Raw genomic sequence first — 12,456 nt, forward strand, 5'->3', positions numbered from 1 at the left:
CAAGATGAAGCTGATTCAACGTCGTGCTTATGGATTTAGAAATTTTGAAAATTACAGATTAAGGGTTAAAGTTTTGTGTTCTTGATTAATGCCCCCGGAAATGGGGATGAGCCGTGATTCGAGGAAGCAATATTAGGCCTATCTTATTGATATTCAAAGAATTTAAATGGCGCGCTCGGAGGGACTCGAACCCCCGACACCTTGGTTCGAAGCCAATTTGATCGAGTATAAATATTAATAAAATCAGTTACTTGCGATGTAACAAATTTAGCAATTACTGCCTAGAACTGCCTGAAACAACTATTGTTATACTACACTTTGTTACAAATCTGCTACAGTAAATTTTTGTAGTTGGCCAGCTTTAATAAAGCTGGCCAACTGTTGGTAATACGATTTTATATTTAGAGGCTACAATTTACTTAATCTCTTTGAGTACCGAATATTTAACCATTGTCTCGTCTTTGTCTGTGCAAAGAATATTACTTATTGTTGGATTATCATCTTGTCCGCGTTTTAATCCATCAAGCATTCGCACGTACATATCCATTTGACCAGGGTAAAGCCAGCCAGAGCTACTCCATCAAAATAGCTTGATCAAACACATTAATTCTACTATTCTAGAAATATGGACATAAAAGAATCTTTAAAAATATTTGATACCCTTTCGCAAGAAACTCGCTTGCAAGTATTTCGATTACTTGTTCAGGTGGGGCCTGAGGGGTTATCTGCAAGTGCAATGGGCGATGAATTAGGTATTTTACACAATACCTTGTCATTTCATCTAAGCCATTTGTCCAATGCTGGAATTGTAACCTCTTGTCGTAAAGGTCGTTATGTTTATTATTCAGCTAATTTTGAACTAATGCGCGATTTTATATCCTTTATGGTTCAGGATTGCTGCAGTAAACAACAAGTCAAAATTCAACAATCAACTAAAAAAAATTGTCTGGTTATTGAGTTAAAGAATTGTTGTCCTTCTACTAAGGAGTAAATTATGAAACGTTTCCATATTCATATTGGCGTTGATAACCTAGCTAATAGCATCAGTTTCTATAATGCTCTGTTTGGAGCTGAACCGGTCAAAGTAAAATCGGATTATGCAAAATGGATGTTGGAAGATCCTCGCATCAATTTTGCAATTTCAACACGTGCTGGTAAGCATGGGGTTGAACATTTGGGTATTCAAGTAGATGATGCTACTGAGCTAGAGGAATTAAGAAAACAATTTTCTCAAGCCAATATTTCTACTCATGGCGATGGTGAAACTACCTGTTGTTATGCTAAATCGGAGAAATCATGGGTCAATGACCCAAGTGGAATTGCATGGGAAGCCTATCATACCATGGAAGATGCACAATTTTTTTCTGGTGAAAAAGCAATAGAAGGTTCTTGTTGTATGCCAGAAAAAAGAACAAAGTCCTCTTGTTGTAATACAAAAACAACTGGATGTTGTGGCTAATGAATGCTAAATCGATGAGGATATTATTTCTTTGTACTCGTAATTCCTGTCGGTCTATTATGGCTGAAGCTATAACCAATCATTACTCCAATGGGCGTTATCTGTCTTTTAGCGCAGGTAGCGTTCCGACAGGGAAAGTACATCCCAAAGCACTAAAAACGCTTGCCAATCATGATATAAAACCAAATGCACCTCGTAGTAAATCCTGGAACGAATTTAAGTCAGAGTCCATTGATTTAGTGATTACGGTCTGTGACCAGGTGGCTCGTGAAAGTTGCCCCATTTTTCTGGGGCATCCGAAGATACTTCATTGGAGTATCCCGGATCCTGCTAAAGTAAAAGGTTCTGAAATGCAAATCAATAATGGATTTGAAGAAGTATTTAGCCAACTTAAACAACGTATAGAAAAGGAGTTGCTGTCATGAGCACATGCAGCACCAGACGTCTTTCTTTTTTAGATAGATATCTAACCTTTTGGATTTTCCTGACCATGGCAACAGGCGTGGGGATCGGCTCGTTATTTACCAGAACACCACAATTTATCAATTCCTTATCTATTGGCTCCACCAATATTCCAATTGCACTCGGACTGATTTTAATGATGTATCCTCCCTTGGCGCGGGTAAAATATGAAGAGTTACCGCTGGTATTTAAAGATTGGCGCATCTTGTTGTTGTCTTTAATTCAAAATTGGCTTATTGGACCATTCCTCATGTTTGGTCTTGCTGCTTTATTCTTGCATGGTTATCCCGAATATATGACCGGACTCATTCTCATTGGTTTGGCGCGATGCATTGCCATGGTGATTGTCTGGAATCAGCTTGCTGAGGGAGATAATCAGTATGTTGCAGCTTTAGTAGCCTTTAACAGCATTTTTCAACTGTTGTTTTTTAGCATCTATGCATGGTTCTTTCTCGCAGTTTTACCCCCTATGCTGGGCTTGGCTGGGCAAATAGTTCACATAAATTTCATGACCATTGCAGAAAGTGTCTTTATTTATCTTGGGATTCCCTTTTTTGCAGGATTTCTAACTCGCTTTGTATTGATAAAGCAAAAAGGATCGTACTGGTATGAAACCAAATTTTTACCAAAAATTTCTCCTGTTACCCTATTTGCTCTGCTGTTTACAATTCTGGCGATGTTTGCTTTGAAAGGAGCTATGGTTTTAAAACTTCCATTTGATGTAATTCGTATAGCTATTCCACTGGCGATTTATTTTGTAATTATGTTTTTTATCAGTTTTGCAATGGGGAAAATTATAGGTGCGAATTACGAAAAAACAACAGCTGCTTCATTCACCGCAGCAAGCAATAATTTTGAATTGGCTATTGCTGTAGCAATTGGCACGTTCGGATTAAATTCTGCCATCTCTTTTACAACAGTCATTGGTCCACTGGTTGAAGTACCAGTTCTTATTTTACTCGTGAGTGTTGCCTTTAAGTTGCAACGATGCTGGTTTCTAGAAACAAAAATTAAGATGGAACTATGAATAATATATTTAGTTACTCAAATTATTTTCCTAGAAAAGTCGTTGGCTAAGATTTAAAAAATTAAATGTGGTGAACTCAGCTTGAACAAATTTATTAGTCTATGTGGAAAATCGATATGAAATCATTAATAACTACCTTATATGTTTCTGGGTTAGATTGTCCGTCAGAAGAAAAACTGATTCGGGGACAATTGGAATCTATCCCCGAAGTGGAGCAATTAATTTTTAACTTTATCACCCAAGAAGTAACCATTTACCATCATTTAAACACACCTGAGCCTTTCTTGGAGAAGATTCAAGGGCTGGGAATGAAGGCGACATTGAAAACTGAAAGGGAGAAAGAACATTTAGAAGAAAATCCACATCCCTCATGGTGGACATTAGGTCTCTCTGGTTTTTTGGCGATCACAGCTGAAGTTATTGCTTACAGCTTATCTAATGAGCACTCACCATGGGTTGCATTACTTTCGCTTATAGCCATGACCTTAAGTGGTAAAATCACACTTAAAAAAGGATGGTTAGGACTTCGTACCAAAACACTGAATATTAGTAGTCTAATGCTGATAGCCATTACAGGTGCTGTATTAATTGGTGAATGGCCAGAAGCTGCCATGGTGACTGTCTTATTTGCACTTGCTGAACGAATCGAAGTGTATTCATTGGATAAGGCACGAGAAGCAATTCGAAAACTTATGGAAATTGCTCCCGATGTGGCTACTGTTAAAGCAGCTGATGGCAGCTGGCAGAATATATCAGTCAATCAAGTTGTTTTAGGTGATGTCATCTGGGTAAAACCAGGTGAACGCATCCCTTTAGACGGTGAAATAATCATAGGAAAAAGTAGTATCAACCAAGCGCCGATTACCGGTGAATCCATGCCATTAGATAAAGGTGTAGGAGATAAGGTGTATGCCGGAACCCTTAATGAACATGGATCCTTCCAGTTTAAAGTGAATGTAGCAGCGGGCGATACGGTTCTTGCAAAGATTGGAAAAACAATTGCGCAAGCGCAGGCAGAGCGTGCGCCAACTCAACGTTTTGTCGATCAATTTGCTAAATATTATACGCCACTGATGGTTATTATTGCTGTTTTAGTTGCTGTTATTCCACCCTTTTTTGGGGGAGGGGTATGGTCATTATGGCTTTATAAAGCTTTAACCTTGCTTGTTATTGCTTGTCCTTGTGCCTTGGTTATTTCAACTCCTGTAACTGTTGTCAGTGGTCTTGCCGCTGCCGCCAAAAACGGCCTTCTTATCAAAGGCGGAACTTATTTAGAACAAGGACATCGGTTAAAAGCCATCGCTTTGGATAAGACAGGCACTCTTACTGAAGGTCGGCCAATTGTTACAGAATTAATTGAATTAGCCGAACAGGGAAATTATAACGTACTGCAATTAGCTGCCAGTCTTGATGATCATTCTGAGCATCCTATTGCACAGGCCATTGTTAAACATTGGAAAACAAAACAACCCGAGGAATCATTATTGCTAGTAACCGATTTTAAAGCCCTGCCAGGTCGCGGAGTGACGGGTTTGATAGATAACGTACGGTATTTTGTTGGTAACCATCAATTGGCTGAAGATAATCAAGTATGTAATCCAACGATTGAAACTCAGCTTAAAGAGCTTGAGCGAACAGGGCAAACTACTATCATTTTAAGCGATTCGGATCAGGTATTGGCAATTTTTGCCGTGGCCGATACTTTGCGCTCTACTAGTCAATTGGCTATTAAAGCATTACATCAGCAAGGAATTAAAACTTTCATACTAACAGGTGATAATGCTACTACTGCAAAAGCTATTGCTCATCTGGTGGGTATAGATGAAGTGCAGGCAAATGTTTTACCCACTGATAAACTCAACGTTATTGATGATTTAATTACACGTTATGGTGCAGTAGGGATGGTAGGTGATGGCATTAATGATGCGCCCGCGCTTGCCAAAGCGACTATAGGCTTTGCTATGGGAAAAGGTACGGATATTGCACTTGAAACCGCTGATGTAGCTATCATGAATGATAATTTGATTAAGCTGTCTCTATTTATTGATTTAAGCCGTAAAACTGCACGCGTGCTGTTCCAGAATATTGGTTTATCTATTGTGATCAAAATTATTTTCTTCGGCTTGGCGTTGGCGGGTTTAGCAACATTGTGGATGGCTGTATTTGCAGATATGGGTGCTAGCCTCATTGTTGTTGCTAATGGATTGCGATTATTGACTTTTAATGAAAGTAGGAATTCACCACGAGAGTAAGAGTTACTTTAAATTGAGCAGCCCTATAAGTGGCGCATTTTAAGGAAGTGCATGCTGACTATAAACTGCTATGCACGATAGATTTCAGTTTAGGCTCTTTTTATTAAGCGGTTTCTTTTTCATTGACTCTCATCTTTTGGTTAATCTACTGCTCAATAGACTCATAGTGCTGGGGTAGAACGCAATCGATTAATCTAACTGGCATGAGGAGTTTACCAGTTAACCACCAACGCTGAAGTGTAAGGCGATCACGACTTATGGTTTGTTCGATGTCACTGATGAATAAGATTTGTTGTTTTGAATTCGGTATTTTGTATAATAAACTCCTACTTTGTTTCTTTTTCCAAAATTGTTCTGTTAGCATCTATTTATCAAAATACACGATTCGCGCATTTATTGAATCATATCGAGCATCTTTGTGCGATTTTTATCTTTCAAATTTTTCAAAAGACGCTATACCTTTGCTCGTTTTGTTTATACAATTAGCTCCAGGATCTATATTACAAAGGAAATAGGGATGAATTTACTTGATGTAATAGAAAAGGCAGTAGGTAGTGAGTATTTTGAAAATGGTGATTCAGAATTGTATATAGCCCTGCAGAAAGCAGATGCCAATATAGGGTATTCTTCAAATCAACTTCAACAACCTCATGCTAATAAAATTGTACTTATAAAGTAATTTCAATGCACACACTTATTGTTGTAGGTTCCGGAATAAAATCGATTGCTCACTTAACTGAGGAAACTAAGAGAGTTATTCAAAATGCTGACAAGGTTCTTTATTTAGTTAATGAAGAGAATCTGAAGGTCTGGATTGATCGTGAATCAAAAGAGGCTGAGTCCATGGAACTTATTTATTTTAATTTCCATAAAAGAGCGGATGCTTATCATAATATAACCACTTATATTGTGAACGAATCTCGAAAAATTAAAAATCTGTGTGTGGTTTTTTATGGGCATCCTGCAGTTTTTGCTGAATCAGCTTTGAGTGCTGTAAAAATAATCAGAGCAGAGCATGGAAAAGCAGTAATATTACCAGCAATATCATCTATGGATTGTTTATTCTCCGATTTACAAATTGATCCAGGCAACCAAGGTTGTTTTGTAATAGACGCAACTGAGCTATTAGTATATGAAAGACAAATTGATATATATGCTCATGGCATTCTTTGGCAAATTTCAAACTTGGGTATGCACGATACAAAACAAACTCAAAAATTAAATGTTTTATGTGATTATTTACTTAATTTTTATCATGAAGAACACCAGGTATGTATTTATGAAGCAGCTATTTTACCACTGAAAAAACCAAGGATTGAGTGGTTTATACTGCGTGAGTTATATCAAGTAGAAGTTACACCAATTTCAACCCTCTATATTCCCCCCGTAACTCCAAAAAGTGTTAGTAAGAAATATCTGGATCTTTTGGAAATAGATGTCCAGAATTTTAAGTTATCTACTGAGGCGGACACACCCACGAAATAACTTAGCATCACTGGAAAAATTTGTAGGTTCCTGACAATAAGAAAAGGAGAAACCTTTATCCAATTCTAATAAAGCCTGGGGATGTTTAATTCCATTATTATTAATTGATTGGTAATGATAAAAGGAAAAATCTGTATTTTTGCTTACATGGTATAATGGACTGCCAAAAGCATCTCCATATTCATCCGTAAACTCTTCCTGGTAAGCTAACAATACATTTTTTAAAGTTTCCAGCTCAGTTAATGTGCTATTGCTTTGGTTCGTTTTAAACGTATTAATTTTTGCAAATGGACATTGCAAGGGGAAATATACACTATCATCTTCTTCATTGAGTGCGGAAGGTACCATTATCGTAGGGGTATATTCCAATCCATAAAACTCATGATAAATATTCTGAATATCTCTGCTTGGAAAGTATTGTTCATCTATAGCGGGCTTTACCCCTATACCCGATCCCATACATATATTGAAAATATATTTAGCTGTATCCATTATAAAAGGTGTGGGACGAAATCGATTAATTTTTTTAGCGCTTAAAAACAATTCATAACATGAAGCATCATAGGTGTTTTGAGTCAGTTTTTTTCTGAGTGCTTCGGAGAAAAATAACTTTAGTTTAAGCCACTTTTCATTGTTTTTAACTTCATTAACAAATTGCTCTGAAAAATACAGTATCTCGCTTTTCCAATTTGAATGAATGTTTCTGTTGTGAAATATTTCCTTAAATATTTGATAATGTTCATAAGGTGATTTAGGTGCTTGCGCAGAAACATTAAAATGTTTTTGTATTTTAGAGTGCTTCCTTTTACATCCTATATTAGGTAGTAAAAATGCAGATAGAGTACCAGCTGATACTGATAATACATTATTCTCAACTGTTTTATCTTCGTCAAAAACCACTTGCATATTAAAAATAGCACCTGGACCCTGTACACAATCTGGAAAGACGCGGTTGTTTTCACCTATATAATGCCATTCACAGAATTTATCCAGGATCATTCCCAAGGGTAAACTATCTTTTCCATACCCCAGATGCTTAAATAATTCAGAATCGGTGTGTTTACTGTCAATGGGGGCAACGATACCGCTTGAAGTAGGTAAATATGCTTGGTTTTTAATGCCGAAGTGTTCACCATAACTATATTGTGCTAGAAAAAACGGGATATTTTCATTGTCAGGTATAATCTGTTCGATTACAGCATAAACTGCTGGGTTGATTGCAAGAACCTTATGTTTTACTTTCTTCCATGAAACTTTATTAACCCTATTCATCCTTGCATCCCTACAAAACAGCTTAACTAGCTACATCATTATCTGATAAAAAAACTTAATATTAGCCAATTTTAATGATAGAGTCACCAACAAAAGGAATGAATGGACAAAAAATGATTCATGCTATACAGAAAATGCCGAAGGGAGTAACAGCGCTGTATTTTATACAGGCATTTTCAACGTTTTCTTTTGCGATACTCTATTCTTCTTTATCTCTTTATATTACGCAACAATTAGGTTTTTCCAGTACGATTTCCAATAATATAGTGGGGTTATTCTTAGCCTTCAATTATGTATTACATTTATGGGGTGGAGTATTAGGGGGACGCTACCTGAGCAATCGATTGCTGTTTTTTATCACGAATATAATGCAAGGTGCTGGAATTTTAGTTTTAGTCTTATCAGGGCATTCCATGCTTTATATTGGATTAAGTTTGTTTTTAGTTGGATGCGGACTTAATACGACTTGTTATAATAGTATTTTAACTCAACGCTTCAAAGCAGAAGATGAGGAACAACGTGATAAAGCATTTTTCTTAAGCTATGCAGCAATGAATGTTGGTTTTTTTGCTGGATATATTCTTAGTGGTTTTTATGATTATTCAAATGAATATCAGGAATTGTTTTGTATTAGCATTATTACCAGTATTATCACTGCCGTTATTATGATGTTTTTCTGGTCTGATTTTGAGGACACTGATACGCCTTTAAGGTCAATTACGAGTCCAATTAGCAGGAGGAAACGAGAGTTAATTGGCATTGCCAGCACTATAATTCTGGTACCGTTAATGATTGGATTTTTTCATTTTTCCCATTTTAGCAATACAGTTGTTGTTATACTAAGTAGCATCATGCTTCTGGTTATTTTATTTTTGGGTAAAAAGCAAAAGGACAAAGCAGACTTCCAAAAGATTAAAGCATTTTTGATTTTAACCATCACCTCTATTATTTTTTGGATGATTTATTATACGGGGCCAATGGGGATTACTCTGTTTATAAAGAATAATGTGGATAAACATTTTGGGGGATATGAGCTAGCAACCCAGTGGATTATGAACATTAACGCTATTGTCATTATTGTTGGTGCACCTATAGTATCTATAGTGATTAATAAATTGAGATCAAAAGGATTTAACCTTTCCATATCAATTCAATTTGTATGGGCTTTTCTGATTTTGGCTCTGTCGTTCTTCTTTCTTACTCTTGGAGTGAAGTTTGCAGATAGTAATGGATTCAGTAGCTTAAGTTGGGTAATACTGCATTTAATAGCTCAATCAGTGGCGGAGTTATTAATTGGTCCAGTAGGTTATGCAATGATCGGAAAAATTTCTCCAGTTAATTTGCAAGGAGTATTAATGGGTACCTGGATGATGGTTTCAGGGGTATCAGCATCTTTATCGCATTATTTTTCCAATGCAATGGTAAAAACCGAAGTGACAGATCCTCTAATTACAAATATAGATTTTTTAAATGTCTTTAACGAATTAGGTATTTGGGCTTTATTGGGCGCCGCTTTTTTGTATTTCTTCTCAGGAAAAATTAGAAGGCTTATTGATGATATAGACGAGCGACAAACAAAAATTAAAGGGACTACGGCCTAATACCCATTATATTGTGTTCTAATATAGAACATTCGTGCATTTTATCATTTACTTTTTCGAGGTAAAAAAACTAATTTTATCATCATCTCCTTTGTGATTAACTCAAGTTATAAGGTAAGAAATTATCTGTGTTGTGGCTTTAATTGGAGATTTTTACATGGGATGTTTAGCCGAAGTTTTGGCATCAAGTAATGATGTAAGATATAAATATGGAAAAGAGGCTCAGAAATATATTATAGAGTTTTTGTTAACATATAGTTGCTATGATCTAAAATCACTTGCTGAAATTTTGAACTGCAAATGTTCATTATTAAGTTTAGTACTTAGTGGCAAAGATTATCTGGATGAAAAAACAGCAATTGAACTATTTAATTGGTTTTTTCTTTTTATTAATGCATAAGTTATAAATTAGTTTGTTTAGGAAAAATGGAAAGCTAAAACAGCTAATTCTAAACCATGAGTTTGGTCTTCAAGCATTGTAAAATGATAGTTAAACCAAGATTCATTTTTTTGCTCTTTTCATTTAATACCTAAATTTTTTATTGAAGTTAATACTTAATAGACCTATTCAAACTCATTACAATACCGATTAATTTTACTTCAAAATCTTCATCAATTTGTATGTTAGGCCAATCACTGTTATGAGCAATCAATTCAAATTTATGATTTATTTTAGAAACTGATAATTGTTTATATTTACGGATAATTACTTCATCATAAGAATTGGATTTTACAACAACAAAGTCCCCTGGACTAGGTGAGATTGTAGGCTCAATGATTAATATATCGTTTATTTTGAATTCAGGAGCCATGCTCTCGTCTTTAACTTCTAAAGCAAAAGCATTTTCACTTAAACGCTCAGACAAGCTGGAACTTACTGGAATTAAATTTACTTTTTCAGAATATTCTTCTTTCTTGACTTGCTGTATGTAGACCTCAGGCTCAATGGCTTGTTCGTAGTTTAAGATTGGGATTAATACTCCTAATCCAGGCATTTTTTTTAACTTACCGTGTTTATCATCGGATAAACACATTAAAAAAGCAGGGGAGACTTCAAGCGCAGTTGCTAACTGTTTAATTTCTTCCGGGCCGGGTGTTCTTTCCCCGCGCTCATAATTATTTATACGCGAAACCTTTAAGGTGTCTGTTAATTCGGCTAATGCCTTCCTCGTTAGGCCTTTCGCGGTGCGCTCCAGCCTAATTCTTTGTCCAATTTTTTCTTTTATGCTCATCCTGATTCACACTAAAAAAATACTCAGAAAATATAATATCAGATATTGACTCGTTCTCAAAATGTGTTAAGTTCTAATTATTAATGCACGTTTCGTGCATTAATGCTCAGTTAGAGCATAATATATGGCCGTCAGTTTTGTAAACATGTAGAAAATTGATGCCCAAGGTGTTTAACGGGAATTAGAGAAAGAGATGGATTTTGTTATTAATGAGAATGAGTTGTCTGCCTTGTGTGGTTTACCTCATGCCCAGCAATTAGCGTACCTTAGAGGGATTAGGCCATACATGAATGTGAAAACGGGTATGGTTGGAATTGAACGGGGTATAAGTTATCAGTCCATTGCAGAACAACTTTATATTGAACCCCATCAGGGCATTAAGAGTGCTAGTTACTCAAGAGCACAAACAAGACGTGCTATTGCCAGCTTGGAACGAGTAGGGCTCATTCAGTTTCATTCTGATGAATACAAATTAATTTTAAAATGCTTGTTAGCAACACGGGATTATTATGTTTCAAAAAAAGCAGTCACAAATCCGTCACACCAAAGCATCACTTTTTCAGATTCAGAACCTGTTGAAAATAATGAATATTTTCAATTAAACACTGCGAAAGCCATCATAGCTGAAAACCAGAAAGCCGACACACCTCATATAAACAATAATTATTTATATTTATTTAAGCAATTTGAAAAATTTTGGTCAGTTTACCCAAGTAAAAAATCCAGACAAAAAGCATGGGATGAGTTTGAACGGCTCAACCCGGATGATATTCAACTGGAACAAATTATCACCGCCCTTAAGGCACAAATCCAAAACAGAGAAGCACAACAACTTGCCGGGGAGTGGTTACCACCTTGGAAATATCCTGCCAATTGGCTAGCGCAGAAATGTTGGAATGACGAACTTACTACAAGCAATGCAAAGGAGAAGTGTAATGCGAAGTATACAGCAAATAATGCACCAAAATCAGGCAATGCAATTTTCTGGGGTTCATGTGGGGAAGCCAGCTTCGACTTTGAAAACGACACAATCGCCCAATCAGGAACAAGCAATGTCGTCCAGTTTGCCAAATCTTGATTATGACAAGCGTATTGACACGTTGTTTAGTCGACTTGGAGGAATTTATGGACATATTTGGGCAAGTGCTTATCAAAACGAACGTGCTTTGGCATTTGCTAAAAAGGAATGGTCTGAAACATTGCAGTGTTTTGATAACCAAGTATTGAAAGAGGCTTTATTAAAAATTCGTGTTCATAAGCCTTACCCACCAACACTACCGCAATTTTTTGAATCTTGTAAAGCGATTAAAAATCGTAAAACCCCATGTGGATTAAAGGACGAACCGAGCAAACCAAGAAATATGGAGGTAGCAGAAATAAATCTCAAAGCTATGTTGACCATCTTAAAAAAATAATTAAAACAGGAGTCTTGTTATGTTAGTACTTACCCGCCGTGTTGGAGAGCAAATCTTCATAAACAAAGGTCAAATTGAAATAAAAATCTTATATGTTCGCAAAGGCCATATCGCTGTAGGAATCAAAGCACCATCAAATATAGAGGTAGATCGCAAGGAAATTTATTTAAGGAAGTTGGCGAAACCGCAGAATGAAACCAGTCAAGAAATAACCCCCCAATCCAATTAACCATCAGAACCGGGCATGAAGC

At 36.2% G+C, this 12,456-nt stretch carries 16 protein-coding genes; 13 read left to right on the forward strand and 3 right to left on the reverse strand.

What is annotated here, in order from left to right; all coding sequences use genetic code 11:
- Window positions 1-85 (forward strand): transposase (locus G543_RS18970; protein ID WP_154698833.1); only part of this gene is annotated, 85 nt, incomplete at its 5' end.
- A gap of 330 nt (window positions 86-415) precedes the next feature.
- Here G543_RS18970 and G543_RS19545 read toward each other — a convergent pair.
- Entirely contained in the window at window positions 416-547 is a 132-nt protein-coding gene (locus tag G543_RS19545; RefSeq protein ID WP_202972366.1) for a PDDEXK nuclease domain-containing protein, read from the reverse strand.
- A 78-nt stretch (window positions 548-625) separates the two neighbouring features.
- On the opposite strand from G543_RS19545, the gene G543_RS0107360 reads away from it, so the two are divergent.
- From G543_RS0107360 to G543_RS0107395, 7 genes are all read left to right on the forward strand, one after another.
- Window positions 626-991: an ArsR/SmtB family transcription factor gene (locus tag G543_RS0107360; protein ID WP_028383949.1), complete on the forward strand. Its 366-nt coding sequence runs from the start codon at window positions 626-628 to the stop codon at window positions 989-991.
- Window positions 992-994: 3 nt separating this feature from the next.
- Complete coding sequence (locus tag G543_RS0107365) at window positions 995-1,459, forward strand: ArsI/CadI family heavy metal resistance metalloenzyme (protein ID WP_028383950.1); 465 nt, start codon at window positions 995-997, stop codon at window positions 1,457-1,459.
- Window positions 1,459-1,884, forward strand: a complete 426-nt coding sequence (locus G543_RS0107370; protein ID WP_028383951.1) for an arsenate reductase ArsC — start codon at window positions 1,459-1,461, stop codon at window positions 1,882-1,884. The genes G543_RS0107365 and G543_RS0107370 overlap by 1 nt, the downstream gene beginning before the upstream one ends.
- A complete protein-coding gene (gene arsB, locus G543_RS0107375; RefSeq protein ID WP_028383952.1) occupies window positions 1,881-2,948 on the forward strand; it encodes an ACR3 family arsenite efflux transporter in 1,068 nt (355 codons plus the stop codon). The genes G543_RS0107370 and arsB overlap by 4 nt, the downstream gene beginning before the upstream one ends.
- Window positions 2,949-3,064: 116 nt before the next feature.
- The gene (locus tag G543_RS0107380) at window positions 3,065-5,200 is read left to right on the forward strand and encodes a heavy metal translocating P-type ATPase (protein ID WP_035921717.1); all 2,136 of its coding nucleotides are present in this window, start codon (window positions 3,065-3,067) and stop codon (window positions 5,198-5,200) included.
- A 517-nt stretch (window positions 5,201-5,717) separates the two neighbouring features.
- Window positions 5,718-5,879 carry a hypothetical protein gene (locus tag G543_RS18975; RefSeq protein ID WP_155824921.1) on the forward strand — a complete coding sequence of 54 codons (162 nt, stop codon included), beginning with the start codon at window positions 5,718-5,720 and terminating at the stop codon, window positions 5,877-5,879.
- A 5-nt stretch (window positions 5,880-5,884) separates the two neighbouring features.
- Window positions 5,885-6,685 carry an SAM-dependent methyltransferase gene (locus G543_RS0107395; protein WP_028383954.1) on the forward strand — a complete coding sequence of 267 codons (801 nt, stop codon included), beginning with the start codon at window positions 5,885-5,887 and terminating at the stop codon, window positions 6,683-6,685.
- On the opposite strand, the gene G543_RS0107400 is transcribed toward G543_RS0107395, so the two are convergent.
- Window positions 6,653-7,957: a hypothetical protein gene (locus G543_RS0107400; RefSeq protein ID WP_028383955.1), complete on the reverse strand. Its 1,305-nt coding sequence runs from the start codon at window positions 7,955-7,957 to the stop codon at window positions 6,653-6,655. The two genes, G543_RS0107395 and G543_RS0107400, sit on opposite strands and share 33 nt — an antisense overlap.
- Before the next feature lie 113 nt (window positions 7,958-8,070).
- On the opposite strand from G543_RS0107400, the gene G543_RS0107405 reads away from it, so the two are divergent.
- Window positions 8,071-9,558 (forward strand): peptide MFS transporter, encoded by a 1,488-nt coding sequence (locus tag G543_RS0107405; protein WP_028383956.1) that lies wholly within the window; start codon window positions 8,071-8,073, stop codon window positions 9,556-9,558.
- A 157-nt stretch (window positions 9,559-9,715) separates the two neighbouring features.
- Window positions 9,716-9,958: a hypothetical protein gene (locus G543_RS0107410; RefSeq protein WP_028383957.1), complete on the forward strand. Its 243-nt coding sequence runs from the start codon at window positions 9,716-9,718 to the stop codon at window positions 9,956-9,958.
- Between the two features lie 148 nt (window positions 9,959-10,106).
- Here G543_RS0107410 and G543_RS0107415 read toward each other — a convergent pair whose 3' ends face one another.
- Window positions 10,107-10,790: a helix-turn-helix domain-containing protein gene (locus tag G543_RS0107415; RefSeq protein ID WP_028383958.1), complete on the reverse strand. Its 684-nt coding sequence runs from the start codon at window positions 10,788-10,790 to the stop codon at window positions 10,107-10,109.
- 304 nt (window positions 10,791-11,094) lie between these two features.
- On the opposite strand from G543_RS0107415, the gene G543_RS0107420 reads away from it, so the two are divergent.
- From G543_RS0107420 to G543_RS0107430, 3 genes are read left to right on the forward strand one after another with little or no spacing between them, the layout of a single operon-like run.
- Window positions 11,095-11,868 (forward strand): hypothetical protein, encoded by a 774-nt coding sequence (locus G543_RS0107420; RefSeq protein WP_238584707.1) that lies wholly within the window; start codon window positions 11,095-11,097, stop codon window positions 11,866-11,868.
- A complete protein-coding gene (locus G543_RS0107425) occupies window positions 11,843-12,205 on the forward strand; it encodes a hypothetical protein (RefSeq protein ID WP_028383960.1) in 363 nt (120 codons plus the stop codon). The genes G543_RS0107420 and G543_RS0107425 overlap by 26 nt, the downstream gene beginning before the upstream one ends.
- Before the next feature lie 19 nt (window positions 12,206-12,224).
- A complete protein-coding gene (locus G543_RS0107430) occupies window positions 12,225-12,434 on the forward strand; it encodes a carbon storage regulator (RefSeq protein WP_028383961.1) in 210 nt (69 codons plus the stop codon).
- Window positions 12,435-12,456: the final 22 nt, after the last annotated feature.

The sequence above is a fragment of the Legionella moravica DSM 19234 genome (assembly GCF_000423305.1).
Taxonomy (GTDB): Bacteria; Pseudomonadota; Gammaproteobacteria; order Legionellales; family Legionellaceae; genus Legionella; species Legionella moravica.